20 protein-coding genes are annotated in these 20,970 nt (G+C 56.8%); 4 read left to right on the top strand and 16 right to left on the bottom strand.

The window, feature by feature from the left end; genetic code table 11:
• Nucleotides 1-3: 3 nt before the first annotated feature.
• The 10 genes from FHR99_RS02225 to ttcA all read right to left on the bottom strand — a co-directional run bounded on the left by FHR99_RS02225 (nt 4) and on the right by ttcA (nt 8,025).
• The gene (locus tag FHR99_RS02225) at nt 4-741 is read right to left on the bottom strand and encodes a heme ABC transporter permease (protein ID WP_183408907.1); all 738 of its coding nucleotides are present in this window, start codon (nt 739-741) and stop codon (nt 4-6) included.
• A 105-nt stretch (nt 742-846) separates the two neighbouring features.
• The gene (ccmB, locus tag FHR99_RS02220; protein WP_183408906.1) at nt 847-1,527 is read right to left on the bottom strand and encodes a heme exporter protein CcmB; all 681 of its coding nucleotides are present in this window, start codon (nt 1,525-1,527) and stop codon (nt 847-849) included.
• Nucleotides 1,524-2,153, bottom strand: a complete 630-nt coding sequence (gene ccmA, locus FHR99_RS02215) for a cytochrome c biogenesis heme-transporting ATPase CcmA (RefSeq protein ID WP_183408905.1) — start codon at nt 2,151-2,153, stop codon at nt 1,524-1,526. Before ccmA ends, ccmB begins: the two co-directional genes overlap by 4 nt.
• A gap of 109 nt (nt 2,154-2,262) precedes the next feature.
• The gene (locus FHR99_RS02210; protein ID WP_183408904.1) at nt 2,263-2,751 is read right to left on the bottom strand and encodes a hypothetical protein; all 489 of its coding nucleotides are present in this window, start codon (nt 2,749-2,751) and stop codon (nt 2,263-2,265) included.
• Nucleotides 2,748-3,149 carry a chemotaxis response regulator CheY gene (locus FHR99_RS02205; protein ID WP_183408903.1) on the bottom strand — a complete coding sequence of 134 codons (402 nt, stop codon included), beginning with the start codon at nt 3,147-3,149 and terminating at the stop codon, nt 2,748-2,750. Before FHR99_RS02205 ends, FHR99_RS02210 begins: the two co-directional genes overlap by 4 nt.
• A 228-nt stretch (nt 3,150-3,377) precedes the next feature.
• Nucleotides 3,378-3,878 (bottom strand): hypothetical protein, encoded by a 501-nt coding sequence (locus FHR99_RS02200; RefSeq protein ID WP_183408902.1) that lies wholly within the window; start codon nt 3,876-3,878, stop codon nt 3,378-3,380.
• A gap of 224 nt (nt 3,879-4,102) precedes the next feature.
• Nucleotides 4,103-4,477, bottom strand: coding sequence for a flagellar motor switch protein FliN (gene fliN, locus FHR99_RS02195; RefSeq protein WP_183408901.1), 375 nt, complete (start codon nt 4,475-4,477; stop codon nt 4,103-4,105).
• Entirely contained in the window at nt 4,470-5,450 is a 981-nt protein-coding gene (gene fliM, locus FHR99_RS02190; protein WP_183408900.1) for a flagellar motor switch protein FliM, read from the bottom strand. The genes fliN and fliM overlap by 8 nt, the downstream gene beginning before the upstream one ends.
• Nucleotides 5,447-7,084, bottom strand: coding sequence for a FliG C-terminal domain-containing protein (locus FHR99_RS02185; protein ID WP_183408899.1), 1,638 nt, complete (start codon nt 7,082-7,084; stop codon nt 5,447-5,449). The genes fliM and FHR99_RS02185 overlap by 4 nt, the downstream gene beginning before the upstream one ends.
• Before the next feature lie 98 nt (nt 7,085-7,182).
• A complete protein-coding gene (gene ttcA / locus FHR99_RS02180) occupies nt 7,183-8,025 on the bottom strand; it encodes a tRNA 2-thiocytidine(32) synthetase TtcA (protein ID WP_343067334.1) in 843 nt (280 codons plus the stop codon).
• Nucleotides 8,026-8,248: 223 nt separating this feature from the next.
• Between ttcA and FHR99_RS02175 the strand changes: the two genes are divergently transcribed.
• The gene (locus FHR99_RS02175) at nt 8,249-9,571 is read left to right on the top strand and encodes a sialidase family protein (protein ID WP_183408898.1); all 1,323 of its coding nucleotides are present in this window, start codon (nt 8,249-8,251) and stop codon (nt 9,569-9,571) included.
• Nucleotides 9,572-10,119: 548 nt separating this feature from the next.
• On the opposite strand, the gene FHR99_RS02170 is transcribed toward FHR99_RS02175, so the two are convergent.
• Nucleotides 10,120-11,637, bottom strand: coding sequence for a sodium:solute symporter family transporter (locus FHR99_RS02170; RefSeq protein ID WP_183408897.1), 1,518 nt, complete (start codon nt 11,635-11,637; stop codon nt 10,120-10,122).
• A complete protein-coding gene (locus FHR99_RS02165) occupies nt 11,634-13,682 on the bottom strand; it encodes an LTA synthase family protein (RefSeq protein WP_183408896.1) in 2,049 nt (682 codons plus the stop codon). The genes FHR99_RS02170 and FHR99_RS02165 overlap by 4 nt, the downstream gene beginning before the upstream one ends.
• A gap of 259 nt (nt 13,683-13,941) precedes the next feature.
• On the opposite strand from FHR99_RS02165, the gene FHR99_RS02160 reads away from it, so the two are divergent.
• Nucleotides 13,942-14,922: a malate dehydrogenase gene (locus FHR99_RS02160; RefSeq protein ID WP_183408895.1), complete on the top strand. Its 981-nt coding sequence runs from the start codon at nt 13,942-13,944 to the stop codon at nt 14,920-14,922.
• 86 nt (nt 14,923-15,008) lie between these two features.
• Here FHR99_RS02160 and FHR99_RS02155 read toward each other — a convergent pair whose 3' ends face one another.
• On the bottom strand, nt 15,009-15,782 hold the full coding sequence (locus FHR99_RS02155; RefSeq protein WP_183408894.1) for an SDR family oxidoreductase: 774 nt from the start codon (nt 15,780-15,782) through the stop codon (nt 15,009-15,011).
• Nucleotides 15,783-16,019: 237 nt separating this feature from the next.
• On the opposite strand from FHR99_RS02155, the gene FHR99_RS02150 reads away from it, so the two are divergent.
• Entirely contained in the window at nt 16,020-16,637 is a 618-nt protein-coding gene (locus tag FHR99_RS02150; RefSeq protein WP_183408893.1) for a TetR/AcrR family transcriptional regulator, read from the top strand.
• A 21-nt stretch (nt 16,638-16,658) separates the two neighbouring features.
• Here the strand turns inward: FHR99_RS02150 and FHR99_RS02145 are convergent, their stop codons facing one another.
• Together FHR99_RS02145 and FHR99_RS02140 are read right to left on the bottom strand one after the other, a co-directional pair.
• A complete protein-coding gene (locus FHR99_RS02145) occupies nt 16,659-19,130 on the bottom strand; it encodes an ABC transporter permease (protein WP_183408892.1) in 2,472 nt (823 codons plus the stop codon).
• A complete protein-coding gene (locus FHR99_RS02140) occupies nt 19,127-19,810 on the bottom strand; it encodes an ABC transporter ATP-binding protein (protein ID WP_183408891.1) in 684 nt (227 codons plus the stop codon). The genes FHR99_RS02145 and FHR99_RS02140 overlap by 4 nt, the downstream gene beginning before the upstream one ends.
• On the opposite strand from FHR99_RS02140, the gene FHR99_RS02135 reads away from it, so the two are divergent.
• Nucleotides 19,809-20,441, top strand: a complete 633-nt coding sequence (locus FHR99_RS02135) for an arylesterase (protein ID WP_183408890.1) — start codon at nt 19,809-19,811, stop codon at nt 20,439-20,441. The genes FHR99_RS02140 and FHR99_RS02135 overlap by 2 nt on opposite strands.
• Nucleotides 20,442-20,467: 26 nt before the next feature.
• Here FHR99_RS02135 and FHR99_RS02130 read toward each other — a convergent pair whose 3' ends face one another.
• Nucleotides 20,468-20,914, bottom strand: coding sequence for a TM2 domain-containing protein (locus FHR99_RS02130; RefSeq protein WP_183408889.1), 447 nt, complete (start codon nt 20,912-20,914; stop codon nt 20,468-20,470).
• Nucleotides 20,915-20,970 lie beyond the last annotated feature (56 nt).

Here is a 20,970-nt window from a genome sequence, read left to right as displayed (position 1 = left end):
GCCTTACCTCGACAAAATCAGATCCCGCACCCAGCGCGTGCTGCGCTCGCGATGCAGAATTTCGTTGCGTACCTTTAGCAAAAGCACCCAACCGAAAAAACAGTAAAAACCGGTGATGGTCAGCAATAGCGGCCGCAGCATCTGTGGATGAATCGATGATTCGCCGGTAAAACTGATGCTGGCCGGTTGGTGCAGGCTATACCACCACTCTACCGACCAATAAATAATGGGAATGTTCACTGCGCCGACCAAGGCCAGAATCGCACTGGCACGGCCAGCCGCCTCCTTGTTGTCGAAGGCCTCGTACAACGCGATGATGCCTATGTAGAGGAAAAACAACACCAACACCGAGGTAATACGCGCATCCCAGACCCACCAGGTTCCCCAGGTGGGCTTACCCCAGATAGCGCCAGTCACCAGTGCCAAAAACGTTAAGGCCGCACCGATGGGCGCGGCGCATTTGAGCACCATATCAGCAAGCTTGATGCGCCAGATCAAACTGATCGCACCGGCCGTCGCCATCAACAGATAGCCCGCCATGGCCACAGCCGCGGCCGGCACATGAATATAGATAATCCGGAAACTGTTGCCCTGCTTGTAATCAGGTGGCACAAACATCAGGCCCCAGGCCACACCGACAATCAAGGCCGCCAAGCTGATCACCGCCAGCCAGGGCAGCAAGGTACCGCTCAGCTGGTAGAACCAGCGCGGCGAACTCCATTTATGAAACCAGGCCCACATAACATCTCTTCACATTCACGCCCCGAAATGGCGCGCCAGTATACCGTATGCCCCGCCAGATTCCCTCCGCCGGAGCTGTTTTCACTCGTGCCACCCTAGCGAACTTTACTGGTCGTGGCTTACCCGCAGAGCCCCGGCGATGGCAAGTGGCGCCACCAGAACAAACATAATGGCCATGGCACCGAGCAATGCCAGTGGCGCCGAACTGTCCATCCCCAGCACCGCACGCTGCACCGCCGCGCTGCCGAAAATCAGCGCTGGCACAAACAAGGGCAGCACCAGTAGCGACAGCAACACCCCGCCCCGCTTCAAGCCCACCGTGAGCGCAGCACCAATGGCAGCAATAAAACTCAGTACCAGAGTGCCGAGCGCCAGACTGGCGAGCAGCGCCGGGATACCCTGCGGCGGCATCTGCAGCATCATTGCCAGCAAGGGTGACAGCAGGGTCAAGGGCAAGCCGCTTAACAGCCAGTGCGCCAGAACTTTGACCAGACTGGTCACGTAGAGGGGGACAGGGCTTAGCAGCACCTGCTCCAGCGTGCCGTCGTCATAGTCCGAGCGAAATAAGCCGTCGCTGGCCATCAGCACCGCCAGCAGCGCCACTATCCACAGGATGCCCGGCGCCATACCCGCCAGCAACGCGGGTGAAGGCCCCAGGCCCAGCGGGAACAGAGCGCAGACAATCAGGAAAAAGAACAGCGGATTGGCAATTTCACTGCGCCGTCGCAGGCTGACCAGCAATTCCCGGCGCAGCAACACATTCCAGATAATGCGCGGATCACTCATGATCCACCCAGCGTCAGGGAGCGCAGCCCCTGCAGTTGGCCAAGTGCATGGTGGGTGGTTAACACCACCGCCCCGCCGCTAGCAGCGAATTCACCTATCCAGCCTTCCAATTCTGCCACCGCCTGGCGATCGAGCGCAGTAAAGGGCTCATCCAGCAACCATAAACCGGCGGACACAAGAAACAGGCGAGCCAAGGTAACCCGCCTTTGCTGGCCGGCAGACAGCTGCCGGCAGGGAACGTCTTCATACCCTTTTAGGCCGACCTTGGCGAGCGCGTTTTCAACCGCATCGAGTCCAACCGACTGACCATTCAGCGCGGCCAGCCAGTTCAAGTTTTCCAGCGGGGTCAGACTGAGTTTGAGTGCAGATTGATGGCCGAGAAAATGACTCTCGCTACGCATCGCCAAACGGCCTCGACCGCGCAGGGACTCGCCGCGATAGCGCAGCTCACCTTCGTAGTTGGTATAGAGCCCCGCGAGAATCCGCAACAAGGTGGTTTTGCCCGAGCCATTCGGGCCCTCTACCCGCAGAATGTCGCCGGCCTCAAGCTGGAACGACAGATCGCGCGCCAGATCGCGGTGATCGCGGGCGTAGCTCAGACCTTGAATGTCCAGCAATGGCGGCAAGCGGCCGTGCTCCTTGTAAAACGACAGCGTTGTGACGGTAAGTAGCGGCGGTAAAGCGCGGGATTATAAACGACTTGGGCGATTTGTGCGGCAGAGATCAGGGCTGAGCTCAGTTTGCTGCCCGAAATTGGCGCAGCGGCTCTTCCAGTGAAACCGGTGCCTGAGCGCCATCCAGGCTAGCGTCTATGCCGACCAGCTTATCCTGACAATACATCAGAGCCATCACCAGCTGATTGGGCAAGAGGGGCAAGCGTGGCTCCATCGCATGTTCCGCCAGCAAATCCTGAATCGCTGCGGCCGCTTCATCTAGCAGGGTCAGGACTTCGGGATTGGCGGCAATAACGCCCTGCTCCAGCGCGGTCGCGAGTGTTTCCGACAGCCGGGTAAACGATTCCAAGCTGTCGCAGCCCGGCAGGCTCATAGCAGCGCCTTTCAGATTATGAAAGCCCCGACGGACGCTCTCAAGCCCTCCTTCCGTTGCCTCACCGCGCAACATGGACGCAAGAATTTCCCGAACCTCAACCAAAAGTTCCGTCGCATCCTCAGCAAAAAATTCGCGGAGTTCAGCGTCTTCCTCAGACAGAAATGACTGGCTCACGGGCGGTTACTCTCCCTAGTAGCAGTGCTGCTCTTGCCGCTGAAAATCTGTTCTATCTTTTCCTGCAAAACAGCTGCAGTGAAAGGCTTGACCACATACCCGTTAACGCCGGCCTGTGCTGCCTCCACAATCTGCTCACGGTTGGCATCAGCGGTCACAACGAGCACGGGCAGACTGCTTAGACTCGCATCATTGCGCACCGCCTTCAGCAATTCGAGCCCGGACATTCCCGGCATATTCAGGTCCGTGATCAGAAAATCATAACCGCCGCCGTGCAGCATCGGCAGGGCTTTGGCACCATCTTCAGCTTCATCCACCTGTTCATAACCCAACTTGCGCAGCAGGTTTTTTATGATTCTGCGCATGGTCGAAAAATCGTCTACAACCAGTATTTTCATCGCTCGCCCAGAGACTTCAGGGTTTAATCGCCCACTGTTCCATAAATTGTGCGGCGGCGCTACTACCCGCGACATTTTACCGCGCTTTGCGGCAACACCAATCTTTCGTTACCCGATAAAAAAAAGGCCGCCCAAAGGGCGGCCCACTTCACACATGAACGCCAACTGGCGTCAACCTGGACGGAGCGCCTGCCGATGGGCAGTGCTGCGTACCACTTCTTCAGTCAATCAGATCAAGGCCGGAACCAGAGCGCGACTCTCTCCAGCTGGCTCGATGGGCAGATGCGCCAGAAGTCTGCGAACCGCAGACTCGTCGAGCGCGGTGACGTCGACAATAAGCAGAAACTTCCCCTCCACAAGGTCCTCGTGAAAGTGTCGAATCAAAGCGTTGTCCCGCGACCAGCCAAAAGCGCACCCCACGGCCAAGCCCCCGGAGACACCTAATAACAGCCAATTTAGCGCGCTGGCGGGCAACTCGGCGAAGAACCAGAACCACACCAGTAGCAGGACCGAAAATGCCCCACCCAATAACGCGCCATATTCCGCGCCGCGCAGGAAATCTTTCTGCAAGCATGACGCGGGCACCGGCAGACACCGCTCGTAAAGCGCATTCAGGTCTTTACCAATGACATGCAAGCGCCGGGGTGAGAACCCGGGCACTCTCACTAATTGTTTGGCCACCTGGCCCGCAAAATCTGCGGATTCCGTCAGGTAAAACAGACGCTTCATGTTTGCCTCTCCGTACCCCATCGAAAACGGGGCTCGTTATTATCTGGAAGGCAGCACCGACGCCTCAGGTACTGAAAAACGCGTTAATGACTAGACTACTGACAGTACGTGCGTAGGAAATCGCTGTAACTTACAGGCAGTATAGATGAGGAAGGTGGCACTTCATTGGCAGGATTACCATGCGTTAGATCGTTTATGAATAAGCAATACGCGGCCTTATGTAATCACTCTTCCTTGCTAAGAGCTCGGGCGCGATCGGCCGGCGACACAAGTTCCGTCAACCGAATACCCAACTGATCGTTAACTACAACTACCTCGCCACGCGCAACCAGGGAACCATTGACCAGCACATCCAGTGGTTCACCCGCCTGGCGCTCAAGCTCAACAACCGCGCCCTGCCTCAAATCGAGCAAATCGCGGACCGAAATCTCCGCGCTGCCGACTTCCATGCTGATTCGCACCGGGATATCCATTACCCGCTCCAGACTCGCACGACTGCTCGCTACCGGCGTATCCCCGGAGCGCTCGGCATCGCGTTGCGTCGACGACAGCGTCACGCCCTGCTGCGACTGCTCACCCAGAGTTTTGAAATCACTCATTGTCGGCTCCTGATTTGCCTACATCTGTATTCACAATTTTTACTGCCCAGTGGCCGCCGAAAGTCCCGGCTTGAACGCGATGTATCGGCACGCCCGCCACAGTGAGCTCAGATCCCCGGCGCAGATTCAAAGGTAGAAAATCACCTATCTCCAGCGCGTCAAGCTCCCTAAGGCTCAACTCCATCTCTGCCACCCGACAGCGGGCACTGACCACAACCTGACTTAGCTGCTGCTCGATGGAATGGCGCCATTGGCGTTCCGATTCCGTTGACAAGTGGCGTGAACCAGCTTCGAGACTGTCGCGCACAGGTTCCAGCATGGCTTCCGGAAGCACCAGATGAACCTCGCCGCCACCGCCTGCGATCTGAACGCGAAACCCACACACCACAACGTTGTCATTTAAACCGGCAATAGCGGCAGAGGCCGGGTTGTATTCGACCCCTTGAGGCTCACACCGCAAATCGATAACGCTGTGCCAAACGTCAGCAATATCCCGGTAAAAGCGCTGCAGAATACCGTCAATCACATGACGTTCCGTCTCGGTAAATTCACGCCCCTCAACTTTGGTATGGCGCCCGGAACCACCAAAGAAAAAGTCCACAATACGAAACACCAGCCGGGAATCGACCATCACCAGCGCAGTGCCACTGAGTGGTTTCATCTCTAATAAGTTGAGGCTGCTGGGCAAATAGAGCCCATGCACGTAATCGCTGTATTTTCTGATCGAGACGGGCATGGGCTCGACATCGACTTCCTGCCGTACGGTGGGCGCAGCAGCGGCGCGCAAGCGCGCAGCCAGCCGCTGGTTCAACACTTCGAGCCCACTGAGCCGCCCCCGGACGATGTGCTGCTGCGCGCTCAGGTCGTAACTGCGAACGCCGGGAGCGACAGTGACAGGCCGGGGCTCACCTTCGCCGGTAGCGACCTGCTCCAACAGCGCATCAATTTCCGCCTGCGACATCATATCGCTCATGATTCACCTGCCGTTGCCGGGCTCGCCAGCCGCAATTCTCCACTCAACACAATATCGCCTGAAGCCGCCATGCGACGCACCATCAGCAAAACGTCATTGGCCGACTGCTGAATAAGTTCGGCGCCGAGACCCGCATATTGCTTCAGAAGCGGGCGTAATGACCGTGCACGGCCACGCGGGAGACGCTGCAAAAACCCTTCTCGCGTATCCGGTCGGCAGCTCAATAGCGCACGCGCCAGCAGATCATCCGGTAATTGTTGCTCCACTTTCTGCCAGTCAGCGCTCGTCAGACCCAGCAGGTCATCCATGGTAAACATGTGTTCCTGCAGCTGGGCGGCTAGCCGGTGATCACGCCGATAAACTTCCTGTAGTAATACCTCCGACCAGTCCGCCGTCACGGACTTCAGTATTGCCGCTGCCTGGCGCTGTCCCGGCGGCGTGCGATTGGGCTGACTGGTCATGCTTTCGAGTCGGGATTCAATCAGTTTCGATACCGCCTCCGCTGCAGCCGGCTGCAACTTGTCGATCTCCGCGACGCGCAACAGAACATCCGCCCGGGTGGATTCGGGCAGGGATTCCAGAGTGCGGGTCGCTTTTTCCGTGTCGAGACTGGCCACGACGATGGCCTGGATCTGGGGGTGTTCGCCGGCGATCATTTCAGCGATGGTGTCCGCTTCGAGCCAGCGCAGATTTTCCAGCAAGGGTATATGACTTTGCAGTTCCGGCGCGCCGGCAATCAATTGCGCTCGCTGTTCGCCCAGCGCATTCTCCAGCAGACTTCGGTAATCCGCCTCGGATTTCACCCCAAAGCCCGTCGCTTCCTGTACGTCTTCAAAGAACTGCTTGACTGCATAGCGCAGGACCGTTCGCCTCACTCTGGCGATTCTGACCATGATGTCGCCGATCGCCTGTAATTCCCGGGGCAATAACGGGCGCAATACGGAGGCTGCCGTGGCTTTTGGCAGGCTTAGCACAATAATGGCCGCCAGCTCGCGCGCCGTCATTCCTCCACTTTCAGCGCTGGTTGCCGCCGCCGGCCGCAGCCAGAGTCGCAATACTTGCGCGACCCGCGAAGGGTCTTCCTCTGCCAGTTTGTGCAGGGCTTCAAGCTGGGCATCCAGCTGATCGCGGTAGGGGCTGCGCTGACGCCGGGCCAATAACCAACCACCCGCCGCGCCCAAACCCGCCATGGTTAATCCGACCAGAGCCATCAGCGAAAACGACACTGTGTCGGTTTCCACTACCGGGGACTGCGCCGAGGCCATGGGCAGTGACGACAAGGTCAGTTGATCCGGGCCATTGAAATTGAGACCTGCGACGCTGGCAATCAGGGAGCGCAGCTCGGCTTCTGCATATTCCCCGCGAAAACGACTGTCGACCACCAACACCAGCTGATGGCCTTTGTTTTTGCCACTACCAATAGTGGCCAGCTCCAGATGATAGGCAGAACGGCCGAACACCATATCGAGCAAGCCGCTGACTTTTTCGCGAATAAAGGTGAGTTCACGCTGTTCAGCGCTGCCGGTGGGTACACCCGGTTGCGCCAGGCTTTGGGAAGCCGGCCCAAGCCAAAAGCCCAGCGAAGCGCTGGCGCACAAGGCGACTATCTGGAAGTGGCGTCGGAAATTGGCCATGAACGCGGCTGCTGTTTGCGAAAAATACCTTATTTACCGATAGTTTGGCGTATTTATCAAGCAAGCATTCGACAATCGAGGAAAAACTGAGAAGCCCGTCAGCCAAGGTTGATGGCGCGGATTTTCTCCAGGCTTGGACGTTCCAGCTTAAGGGTTCTGAAATCGAACAGCTCGCCGTCAGTCAACTGGGAGGGCGCGACGTTGCCGATCGCGGTAAAAATCGAGTCCAGCCGGCCGGGAAATTGCTTCTCCCAGTCCTGCAGCATCTGTTTGATGTTCTGGCGCTGGAGGTTTTCCTGGGAACCGCAAAGATTGCAGGGAATAATTGGGAAGCCCTTAATCTCCGCATAGGCCGCCAGATCTGCTTCTTTACAGTAGGCCATCGGTCGAATCACGATATTCTGCTTGTCGTCACTCAGCAGCTTCGGCGGCATGGCCTTGAGCTTGCCCGCAAAGAACATATTCAGGAACAGGGTTTCGATAATATCGTCCCGGTGATGCCCGAGCGCGATCTTGGTGGCGCCAATCTGTTCAGCAAAACCGTAAAGGGAGCCCCGACGCAGGCGCGAGCACAGGCCACAGGTGGTCTTACCCTCGGGCACAACGGATTTAACGATACTGTAGGTGTCTTTTTCGAGGATATGATACTCAACATCGAGTGAAGACAAGTACTTAGGAAGAACTTCTTCAGGAAATCCTGGCTGCTTTTGATCCAGATTGACCGCGACAAGCTCAAAATTGATCGGCGCGCTCTGGCGCAGATTCATCAGGATATCGAGCATTCCGTAGGAATCCTTGCCCCCGGACAGGCAAACCATAACCCGGTCGCCCTCCTCGATCATGTTGTAGTCTTCGATCGCCTTGCCCACATGCCGTCGCAACCGCTTTTGCAGCTTGTTGAACTCGGTTTTCTGCTTTTTCGACAATTCAGCGACAGTCACGGTGCTCTCTAACCTGTGGCAATTACGGATTCTGGACCTGATTCAGGCCGCGTATTGTACCGGTTCAGACTAAAAAATGCCCAGTGTTTTCGGGGGATATGTGCGAATCCATGTGCTCACAAGACTTAACAGAGCTGTCACACTCCGCTACAATCGCTCTGTACAATAAATGCGCGATTACAAGCGCGCCTGTAAGTCTATTCTTTCTGGATCGTATTCAATCATGCCAAGCCGTTACAGCTTAATCGGGCTGCTTTTACTCGTTGTCGCAGCCAGCATCACGATTCGCGGCACTGGCAGCCTAGAGCAGCCTGTTTTCGACGATACCGCCCTGCCCCAGCACCGCAATGAAACACCCGCCGACTTGCCCGTGCTAGAGGATACCCCGGCGCAGGTCTATATCGGTGCCCCCAATATTGTTTCACGCCGAAATGCCACTGACATGGTGCATTCCGCTTCGGTGGCCGAATTGGCCGATGGCCGACTGCTGGCTAGCTGGTTCGGTGGCAGCCGCGAAGGCGCAAAAGACGTTGCCATCTATGGGGCCTGGTTTGATCCCGCGACCAACGAGTGGAGTGAAGTTCGCCCGCTGATTACCCGGGAATTCACCCAGCGGGAACTCGGCCGCTATATCAAGAAGCTCGGCAATCCGGTCATCACCCGCCTCAAGAATGATCGCCTGGCCCTGTACTACGTTTCCGTTTCGCTGGGCGGCTGGGCCACCAGCCAGCTGAATGTGGCTTTCTCAGATGATCACGGCGAGAGCTGGCATTCGGTAGAACGTCTGGTTACCTCGCCCTTCTTCAACCTCAGCACGCTGGTAAAGGGAACGCCCCACCTCTACGAAGACGGCACCATCGCCCTGCCCGTCTACCATGAAATGGCCGGCAAATTTGGTGAGCTGCTGCGTCTTTCTCCGGACGGCCGGGTACTCGATAAAACCCGCTTAACCACTGGTCGTGAAGCCATTCAGCCGGTCATTCTGCCGGTGGACGACAACGAAGCACTGGCGCTGCTCCGTGACACCGGAGACGATGCACCGTTTACTGCGGTCATGACCTCCAGCGACTCCAGCGGCCAAGTCTGGAGTGAGCCGGAAAACGCGAGCTTCTTTAACCCGAATTCAGCACTGGCCGCTGTGGTGCTCGACTGCGGCCGGATACTGACCGTAGCCAATGACACGGAAGAAGAGCGCAATCGCCTTACCCTGCTGGTTTCTGAAGACCGCGGCCAGACCTGGAATGCCATCATGCGGGTAGAAGACAATAGCGACAATGGCAACGCCCCGCGCCGTGTACCCCACGAACAATTCGCAAAAGATCTCAACGACTCCATGCTCAAGGAAGGTTTGACGGATAGCTTGCGCGAACAGTATCTGGCCTCAGCCAGCGATGCCTTGTGCAGCGATAGCGGCTGTCGCTATCGCTACGACTACCCCTACCTAATCAAAGCTTCAGACGGAACTATTCATCTCGTGTACACCTGGAACAAAGCCTATATCAAGCACCGCGCATTTTCTCAGGAGTGGCTGAGCCAATGGATATGACACCCGGCCTGATAATCTCTGCCCTACACTGGGCCGCCCTGCTCAGCCTGCTGCTGTGCCGCCGTCCCGCTCTGTCTTCGCGCCTGATGATGGTCTACGGCTTGTCGCTATTATTTTTGTGCATTCCGATTGCCGGACTGGCACCGGTGTTTTACCTGCGCGGCGTGTTTGGCGAGTTTAGTCTGACATCTACGCTGGTATTAATTGGGCTGGCTTTCTGCCGGGTTACCCGCAGCGAATCAATACACCTGCCGCAGAGTGAACTGAAGTGGCTGGCGGGACTGATGGCACTCGTCGCTCTCTGGTTCTACCCCATGAGTCTGGGCGCCGGCATTGTCGACCCCTATCAATGGGGTTACCAACCCAATCTGCTGGCCATAGCAGCGATTGCTGTTGGCGTGCTGGCCTGGGCAAAAGGCCACAATCTGATTGTAGCCGTGCTCAGTCTGGATCTGATCGCCTTCCAGTTTGGCCTGCTGGAGTCGAACAATCTCTGGGATTACCTGATCGACCCCTTCGCTGCCATCACCGCACTGGTTTATGCCACATCAACCCTGCGCGCGCAGTGGCGAGCGGCGGCTGGCCAGCCACAGCACCACAAACATCAGCCCATTGCCGATGATGGCCGTGTAGTACAGATCAAAGGGCATATTCTCAGCCGAGAACAACACGTTGTTGCGGGCGAGAATAACCCAGCCGGTGAAAAGCATGGTTACGGCTATACCGAGCCAGGCGTGCTTGGCGCCACCGCGACGGCAAAAAAAGCCAAATAGGTAAAGACTCAACAGACCTCCACCCAGCAAGGCCACAATGATCGTCAGTGCGTCTTGCAGGGTCTTGGTGTCAGCGTAATAGAAGACGATGGCACCCCCTATCATCAGCCCGCTGACCGCCAGCGCCACACCGCGCGCCACTCTAAGATAATGCCGTTCATCGGCTTCTTTATTCAGATGACGGCGATAGATATCCACCACGGACACCGCCGAGATCGCGTTAATACTGGAATCCAGCGACGACATGGCTGCTGCCAATGCCGCCGCCAGTACCAGCCCCACCAAGCCGGCGGGCAACTCACTCAGAATAAAAAACGGTAAAATCTGCTCGGCCTTGCGCTCACCACTAAGCATTTCAGCGGCTTCAGGTACGGGGAATTGCAGGTAAAACACATACAAGGCCGTTCCCAGAAACATGTAGAAGGCCCAGATCGGCAAGCTGCTCAGAGCACAGACCCACATGCCCCGCCGCGCTTCCTGTTCGGTTTTAGCCGCACAGTAGCGCTGGACTGTATTCTGGTTACTGCTGTACTCGGTCAGCCAGTTCACCAACCCCAGCACCAGCATCATGGTGCCGGTTTTGCTCAGCAGGCTAAGATCCCAGCTAACGGGTTCCAGCTCACCGTTACGCCATTCGGAAAAACCCAGCTTACCGTGCTCGCTGGCGGTACTGAGCACCTGCCCGAGACCACCCGGCAGCAAATCGACGATGACCCACAAACAGGCAATCCCGCCAAACAGCAGCACCAGTGTTTGTATAACGTCCGTCCAGATAACCGCTTCTATGCCACCGGCAACGGTATAGAAGGCGACAAAAACCCCGGCCAGAACAATACACCACACAGGATCGAGACCACTGATCTCGAACAATAGGAGGCTGATCAGGTAAAGAATGGTGCTCACGCGAACCAGCTGGGCAATCATGAATGACGCCGCACCGTACACCCGCACCGAGGGCCCGAAGCGATCCTCAAGAAACTCATAGGCGGTAATGGTATTGCCCCGCCGGAAAAACGGCAGGAAATAGCGCGCGGCAAAAAAAATGGCTACTGGCAACATCAGGTTCGGTAGATAACGCAGCCAGGCGGTTTTGTAGGCGTCTGCCGGGTAGGCCAGAAAGGTCACGGAACTGATTGAGGTTCCGACCAGACTGAGGCCAATCACCCAGCCGCGGTAATTGCGCCCCCCGACAAAGTAATCATCGGTGGAGTGCGTTTTGCGCGAGAAAAAGACCCCGAGCAATAAAATAGCGAGCAGATAACCCGCCAGAACAACAACATCCGTCAGACTCACTGGCCCGTCCCCGCCGCGGATTCCTCAACATTGTGATAGTGCAAATAGTGGCTGCTTTCATAAAGCCCTTTGGCCAGCTTTTGCAGGTGCTGCGCCTTACCGGGATTAGCCGCGCTGTGATCTGCAGTGGAGTCCTCACTGTAAAGCTTGTGAAGTTTGGCCTTGTCGCCGCTTGACTGCATGCGCAGCATCCAATCCTTGCTGATCACACCGATCACCGGATGGCGCTTGTCGGCCGTCTGGGTAAACACATAGCGCTCCTCGCCCTCCGGGTGTTTGGTGTAATCGCGTCCCAACCCAGCGTACTCATAGGGCACACCAAACAGACCGGCAACCGTTGGCAATACATCAACCAGACTAACCGCGTCTTCAACCTTTTTCGGCGGAAGCAGTTTGGGCGCATAAATCATGTGTGGAACATGCAGGCCGTCCAGATCGAGCTTCTCATAAAAATCGGCCATATGCGGCGTAATGGTGATGCGGTTATTGTGGTCGCCATAGAACACAAATACCGTGTTATCAAAGTAGCCACCTTCCTTGGCCATTTTGAAAAACTCGCCGACGTTATAGTCAAGAAAGCGGACCGCGTTGTACTGCTCGGCGCTTTTGAAACCCGCCTGATACAGCGTTTCATCGTCTGGACGGTCTGGTTCAAAATCGCCCATATCGTCCGGCAAGGTAAAGGGCCGGTGGTTGGCTGCCGTCTGAACAATGGCAAAGAAAGGCTTTTCCTTGGGGATGTCACGCAGGACTTTATCCGCCTCACGGAACAGACTCAGATCGGAAATCCCCCATACATCGACTCGTGGCTCGGTGTAAGAACCCTCTTCGTAGAGATGCAGATCATCGATGCTGGCCTTGATCAGGGCACGCATATTGGCCCAGCCGGCGCTGCCACCAAGAAAATAGTATTTCTCGTGATCGGTAAAGGCATTAACGATCGTGCGCTGGTGAGCAATGAGCGGATTGCGGGTCGCGGTCTTTACCGTCGAAGTGTCCGGCAGACCGGTAATGCTGGCCCAAACGGTTTTGGCGGTACCTGACACCGGCACGTAAAAGTGCTCAAAGAACCAGCCATTGTCCGCAATATCGTCGAGCACCGGGGTGGTTTTCAGGGGGTTACCGTAAGCACTGACGCGGCTCGCGCCCAGCGACTCCAGCATGATAAAGACGATATTCGGCGGGCGTTCCATGCCGGCAAAAGGCGCTTGCTTATCGGCTTCAACCCGACGCAGGAAATTGAGTCTTTCACTATTGCGTTCGCTATCGCTGAGACCAAGGTACTCGGCGACGGTATCGTAGTGCGCCTGCACCTGCGCGATGTCGTAGCGAGCCTCACTGAAGTCCATGGTTTCGTAAAAGTACAAAACCGAATTTAGCCCCAGCGCACCTATTTCCGGGTCGCCGGTAAAAAAGGCGTTGTTCCAGCGCAATGGCACGTCAGACAGGCGCCCGATCGAAGTCCAAAAGGCCACCATAAACACCAGAAAGCAGCGCCAGGTTACGGCCCATTTGCCCAGTTTTTCGCCGGGCGCGGAAAAGATTTGGCTTATTGCCCCTTTGCCGAAGCGGTAGACCAGCATACACAGCACGATCACTCCCAGCGTAATCCATACCACCGGATAACTTTCCCAGATCATGCTGGTTGAGATAGCGATATCGTCGAAGAAGCGGACAACGGTGGAATCCATGCGGATGCCAAGGTAGGCGTAGTGACCGAGATCAAACACGTTGAATAACGTCAGCAGCAAGGCCACCAGCAGGACATAGCCCACGGCAATGCGCTGGGGCCAGGCCTTTTCCAGCAGGTGGAAGCGCGGCACCATCAATAGCAGCAGCGGCATGGTGAGGAGAATCGAAAGGCGAGCGTCAAAGCGAAGGCCAATCCCCCAGGCCTTGGCCAAAGCGCCAAAGGTCGCCGCTTCATTGTCACTAAAATCAGCAAAACCGAAAAAGAAAATCAGCCGAAATACGAGCTGCACAGCAAACAGCAGAAGCGCCACGGCTAGCAACAGGCTGAGCCGCCGCGATTGTAATAGACGCATGAACCGTTCTCTCCCCCGGAAACAAAGCGCGCAATTGTAGCAGGGGCGCGGCTGGGGAATAAGGCCACTGCCTCAACGATATGGCAATTTACGGCTCAGATGACTATCATATGCCCCGCTTCAGGCAGCACGGACTTGGTTTGTGCTGCGGCCAAATCCCGGCCAGGGTGGCTCAGGCCTGTGTGATCCGCAGCCTGCAGGTGGCCCGCTTCAAACCCGTTTTCACCAAAGTAAACACCACAAACAGGAATCTTTACTCATGAAACAACCCGTTCGTGTCACCGTTACAGGTGCTGCCGGTCAAATCGGCTACGCTCTGCTGTTCCGCATCGCTTCCGGTGCCATGCTGGGCGACGATCAGCCCGTTATCCTGCAGCTGCTCGACATCACCCCCGCCATGGACGCCCTGCAAGGCGTAAAAATGGAGCTGGACGATTGCGCCTTCCCGCTGCTGGCCGACATCGTAACCACTGACGACCCGAACGTTGCTTTCAAAGACACTGACTACGCCCTGCTGGTTGGTGCCCGTCCGCGTGGCCCCGGCATGGAGCGCAAAGACCTGCTGGAAGCCAACGCCGCCATCTTCTCGGTACAAGGCAAGGCGATCAACGACAACGCCAGCAAAAATATCAAGGTTCTGGTTGTCGGCAACCCCGCCAACACCAACGCCCTGATCACTCAGCGCAACGCGCCGGACATCGACCCGCGCAACTTCACTGCCATGACGCGTCTGGATCACAACCGCGCCATGACTCAGATTGCCCAGAAAACCGGCAAAACTGTTAATGACGTGAAGAACATGACCATCTGGGGCAACCACTCTGCTACCCAGTACCCCGATCTGTTCAACACCAAAGTTGACGGTAAAAAAGCGACTGATCTGGTTGATCAGGAATGGTATGAGAACGACTTCATCCCGACTGTTCAACAGCGCGGCGCAGCTATCATCAAGGCTCGCGGTGCGTCTTCTGCAGCCTCTGCAGCCAATGCGGCTATCGACCACATGCGCAGCTGGGCGCTGGGCACTGACGGTGACGATTGGGTCAGCATGGGCGTATACAGCGACGGCAGCTACGGCATTGCCGAAGGCCTGATCTACTCATTCCCCTGCCGCTGCAAAGACGGCGACTGGGAAATCGTTCAGGGTGTTGAAGTCGGCGATTTCAGCCGCGCCAAAATGGAAGCGACTGAGCAAGAGCTGGCCGAAGAGCGCGACGCCGTTAAGCATCTGCTGCCCTAATCAGCGCCTCGCACTGCCTATCGAAAGCCACCCCTAGGGTGGCTTTTTTATGGCTGATTGATTTTGGCTCCAGTCTGACTGCCCGCTCAGAACAGGGTTTTCATCGTGCCACCGTCAACCGTGACTGTTTCGCCGTTGATATAACTCGCCGCCGGCGACAGCAGGAAGGCCGCGGTGCGGGCAAATTCTTCCGGTCGACCGAAACGCCCCATCGGCACCTGAGCTTCCATCGCCGCACGCTGATCTTCTGGTGTGATCGCCTTGGCTTTTGCCTGATTCGAAACCAACGCCTTGATCCGATCAGTTTCTACGATCCCCGGCACAATGCAGTTAACGCGCAAGCCCTCTACCGCCAGCGAGCGGGATAGACTTTTCGCCAGACTGGCGACGCCCGAGCGCATGACATTCGACAACAGCAGAAAATCGATGGGCTCTTTTACCGAGGACGAGGTCATAAACAGGATATTGCCCTGCCGTTTGACCAGTGAGGGTAACGCCGCCCTGACCAGCCTTACCGCACTAAGCAAAGTTAATTCAAAGGCGCCCTGCCAGGCGGCATCATCAAAATCCCGAAAGCCACCGGGCGGCGGCCCACCGGCATTGACCACCAAGGCGTCAATACCACCAAAGCGCGCCTCGGTCTGGGCCACCCAGTCTTCTATCTCGGCTGGATTACGCACGTCACAGCGCTGGGCGTGACAACCCGGCAGTGCCTCTGCGGCACTGGCGATGGCTTTCTCGTCACTGCTACTGATGCTGAGGTTGGCGCCCTCATCCTGCAGACATTGCGCAATCGCAAAGCCCAAACCGCGGCTGGCCCCCGCCACCATCACGGTTTTACCCGCTAAACCCAAATTCATAGGACTCTCCCCTGTTAATGTTGACACTTTGCCCGTTAATGTTGACACATGGCTTGCCTTGTTCCGGCTTTTCCATAAAAATGTCGCCTTGTTGTCCGATCCTGCCGCAATATGGCTCCAAACGTGCCTCCAGCAGCAGTCTGCGTTGTTTTTTCACCCCTCGCAGCAGACACATTTCCATTGAGTGCATATACTCATTGAAAACATAAACTATCAGTCCATAACAGACAGCCGACTATGAGCAACCAGAGTACATCCAGCTACCACCACGGTAACCTGCGAGAAGAATTGATTACCCATGCCGAGAAACACCTGCTGGAAGGCGGCATAAACGAACTCAGCTTGCGCGCACTGGCGCGTGAGATTGGCGTTTCCCAGACGGCGCCCTACCGTCACTTTAAAGACAAAAACGCCCTGCTCGCAGCGCTGGCGACCGAAGGCTTTAGTCGCCTGTTAACGCAGCTCAACGAGCATTCCAGTGGCGAAGATCCCATTCAGGACCTGATCGCCCTGGGTATGGACTATGTTCACTTCGCTCAGGAAAATACCGAAATCTTCCGCCTGATGTTTGGCCCGGTTCTACTGCCACGCAAACAGTACACCGAGCTGTTCGCTGCCGGTCGCGAAGCGTTTTACCACGTTCAGCGCATTATTGAGCGCGGTGCTGAACAGGGTATTTTCGGCAAGGACGATATTCCCAGCATGGCCCATACAGCCTGGGCCGGCGTACACGGTGTGGCGACGCTGATTCTCGACCATGGCGACAGTTTCGGCTATTACCACGACCTCGACAGTCAGGCGCAGAAATCCCTGAAAATCATGGTCGAAGGCCTCAAGACCCACGCCGCAGCCTGACCGCGTGCAGCAACACCTCCGCTACAGGCGCCTTAGCACTTGTAGCGGTGGCGCAACAATCACCTCTCGACAAAACCACCAGCCTGACACCGCCACCAAACTCGCTGCACCGATCGGTGCCGCCAACCAGAACATCGGGTGCCATGAAGGCTCCATATCCAGCAATCGGGTTTGAATCAGGTAGAGGCAAATTTCTGCACCAACCCCTGCCAACAAACCGGCCAGCAAGCCAATCAATGCAAATTCCGCCAACAGGCAAGTTCGAATAAGTTGCCGCGAGGCTCCCAGTGTCCGCAGAATCGCGTTTTCATGCAGGCGGCTGTCGAGACTGGCCTGCAAGTTGGCAATGCCCACCAACAAGGCGCAGGCAATTATCAGCACCAGCACCAGTTCCAGTGCCGCCGACACCTGATCAACCACAGTGCGAGCCTGCCGAATAACCGCATCCATTTCGATCAGGGTAATCGTGGGAAAACGACTCAGCAGATCATTCAGCAGTACCTTGTCGTTCGCGTCGAGATAAAAACTGGTTATGGACGAGGACGGATAAGCCTCTAACACCCCCGGCTCGAACAGCAGGAAAAAGTTCGGGCGCATACTGTCCCAGCTCAGGCTGCGCAGGCTGCTGACTTCTGCCTCCAAGGGCAGGCCGCCAATGCGAAAACCGAGTCGCGTGCCCACGCTGATACCCAGTCGCTCGGCAAACTCCTCCTCAACTGACACCTGCGCCATAGCGTCATTACTATCCGTCCACCAATGGCCGGAGGTCAGTTTATTGTCTTCCGGCAGCTGCTCACTCCAGCTCAGATTGATTTCCCGGTTAACGCTGCCCCGATTGGCTTCGATTTCAGGGATTTCATACACATCCTGCCCGTCGATCGTCACCAGCCGCCCGCGCACCATCGGGTACAGGCCAGCACTGCGAATGTCGTGTTGGTCGAGCCAGGCATCCACCGGTGCGACCTGGTCCGGTGCGATATTGACCAGAAAATGATTCGGCGTATCGGTCGGCAACTGGAGCTGCCATTCCTTCATCAGACTGGAGCGCGCCGCAATAATGCAGAGCAGGACCATCAAGGCCAGCGCCAGACTGACCACCTGAAAGGCATTCGCCTGTCGCCGCCGAACCATGGCCGACAGGGCAAGTTTCATCACACCGCCGGCGCCCTGCGCCCACCGTCGCAGGCTGGTAAACAGACGCAGCACCAAAATACCGGCTAGGCCCAATATCACAGCGACGCCGACCAATACTGCCAACACCAGCTCAACTGAGCCGGTGTACCAGAGCATTAGCAAAAACAGCCCGGCAATCCCGGCGCCAGCGCTGACGCCGGAACTTAAGGATTCGTTGCCCAGATCCCGCCGCAGAACACGCAGTGGCGGCACACTGCGCAGACGCAAGACCGGCGGCAGGGCAAAACTGGCAACACACAGCAGCGCCGTAATGGCCCCCGCCAACAGCGGGCGCAAGGTTCCGGCGGGCGGGGTAAAACCGACCAGATCACGAATCATGGCAAACAGCGCGGTCTGCACTCCTAGGCCCAGAGCCCAGCCGAGCAGTGCCGAGACCAGCGCCAACAGCAAAATATTCCCCACATAAAGGCGCGTTATCTGAGAACTGCCGGCACCGAGCGCCTTCATAACCGCAACAGTATCAAGATGTCGCTGGCTGTAGCGCCGCGCGGCCAGGGCGACCGCAACACCTGCCAGCGCCACACCGAAGCTTCCCGCCAGCAGCAGAAACCGCTCTGCCCGCTCCAGGGTTCTGGCAATCTGCGGTTGGCTATCGTCGAGACTCTGCCACCGATCACTGACCGTCAGCTGCGGCTGCAATGCGGTTTGCACCTGCGCCAAGGGCTCCGACGCCCCGGCAAACAGATATCGGTAATCCACCAGACTGCCGGCCTGCACGACGCCGCTACGCGCCACATCCTGCTCGTTAATCAGAACCCGTGGCCCCATGCCGTAAAAGCTGGTGCCGCGGTCCGGCTCGGTAATTAGCGCCTGCTCCGCGCGCAGACTCACATCACCCAGTTGCAGTGCATCGCCAATCTCAATCCCCAACAGAGGGAACAATCGTGAATCGAGCCAAGCTGTCCCGGCCGGCGGAATCTCACGACTTGCAAGGGGAAGGCCAAAAGGCTCGTCGCTGATTGTCAGCTCACCCTTGAGGGGATAGCGCTCCGATACTGCCTTAATCGAGGCCAGTTCCATCGCCTCACCAGCCACAACCATCGAGCGAAATTCAATCACGCGGGCGGTTTCGACCCCGTCTGGCAATTCAGCAAACGCCTCAGCTGGCAGAGCTCTGGGCGTTTTCAACACCAGATCGGCGGCCAGAAACTGATGGCTCTCCCCTACAATGCCCCGCTGCAAGCGCTCGGCAAAACCCGCCACACCGCTGACGATGGTGACTGCCAATAACAACGACACCAACAAGAGCGCCAGTTCACCGCCGCGCCATTCCCGCATTAACCAGCGCAGATGACTCATGCGGGCAAGGCCTCACCGGTGTCTTCCATAATTTCGCCCGCCGCCAGTGTAATCCGGCGCGCACAGCGTTTTGCCAATATCGGCTCATGGGTAACCAAAACCAGAGTTGTGCTGCTCTGAGCGTTTAGGCTAAACAGCAGGTCATTGACGCTGGCTCCCGTGTCGGCATCGAGATTACCTGTAGGTTCATCCGCAAACAGGATATCGGGCTGCGGCGCAAAGGCCCGCGCCAGTGCCACCCGTTGTTGCTCACCGCCTGACAGCTGGCGTGGGTAATGATCGAGCCGATGTCCCAAGCCAACCCGATTCAGATAGTCCTTGGCGACTTCTGCAGCGCTTCGGTCACCGCGCAATTCCAGCGGCAACATCACATTTTCCTGAGCAGTCAGGCCGGGCAGTAATTGAAAAGACTGAAAGACAAAACCCACCAGCCGGGCCCGCAGCGCGGCTCGGCCATCTTCGTCCAGCGCATTAAGATGTTCGCCCGCGAGCCAGATATCGCCGTCGGTCGGCTCATCCAAACCGGCCAGCAAACCGAGCAGTGTCGATTTGCCGGAACCCGAAGGGCCGATGATCGCCACCGATTCACCGCGCTTGATTTCGAGGGAGGTCCCTTTCAATATGCACAACTCGCTATCGGCGACCTGCACCCTTTTACTCACATTCTTTGCGTGAATCATGAATTCTGGATCTGCTCCCTCTAAAAACACTCTATTACGTACCAGACGCCTGATTGGTGCCCTGTGCTGGGCATTTTTTCTCGCCAGCGCCACTCAGGCGCAGGTGCTTGTGGTCGGCGACAGTATTGGCGCTGGCTACGGCGTTCCCGAGCAGCGCAACTGGGTGTCGCTGCTTGATGCTGAGCTCAAGGATACCCGAGTTATCAATGCCAGTATCAGCGGTGACACCAGTAGCGGGGCAAAATCCCGTTTACCTGCCCTGCTGAACCACTTTTCGCCTAAGTTGGTGATCATTGAAATTGGCGGCAATGACGGGCTCCGTGGTCAGCCGGTGAAGATACTGAAGCAAAACCTGACCGACATGATCGCCATGACACGCGACAGCGGTGCAAAGGCCATTCTGTTGGGTATGCGCATCCCGCCAAATTACGGCAAGGCCTACACCGACGCCTTCCATGACACCTACCACAAAGTTGCGCAGGAGCAGAATGTTCCCTTGCTGCCTTTTTTGCTAGAGGGTATCGCTCTGAACCCGGCGCTCATGCAGGCTGATCGCATTCATCCCAACGAAAAAGCCCAAGTGAAAATACTACAGAATGTTCTGCCGCTGGTGCAGCAAAGTCTGCATTAAGAATTTTTCAGGGTATGCCAGAAAAGCTAGAACCAGTCGCGATTACCGTGGATGTAGACCCGATCGAAATTTTCATCCGAACTGGTGACGTAAATAATAAACTCGATAAACCCCACCATCATCATGATCAGTGTCGGTATCGCGAACAACAACAGCCCCCCGAGTGACACACACAGCATGATGGCCGCTGGCTGCCGGTGGCCCAGATAAAACTTGTGTACGCCCAGCCAACCAAAAAAGAAGGCCAGCAGGGCCGCTGTGATCCGTTCTTTTTCCGGGTGCTTTACGTAGCAAGGGTCGAGATAGATATTTTCGGCTGAGGTCTCTGCCGCCTCAAAATCAACATGCATACCACTACCGGGATAGCGCTCTGACAGCCAGTTGATCCCGGCAAACTCATAACGACGTCCGTCATCGGCGGCAATGACACCGCGACTGGTATCCTCGTTAAAATCCAAAACAACGCCCTTCATACACTATCCTTCCAGCTCGCCCCATTCGGGTGCATGTTGCTCTGTTAAGCATAGTC

Source organism: Litorivivens lipolytica, assembly GCF_014191715.1.
Taxonomy (GTDB): Bacteria; Pseudomonadota; Gammaproteobacteria; order Pseudomonadales; family Spongiibacteraceae; genus Litorivivens; species Litorivivens lipolytica.
This window is presented reverse-complemented; position numbering and strand designations above follow the sequence as displayed.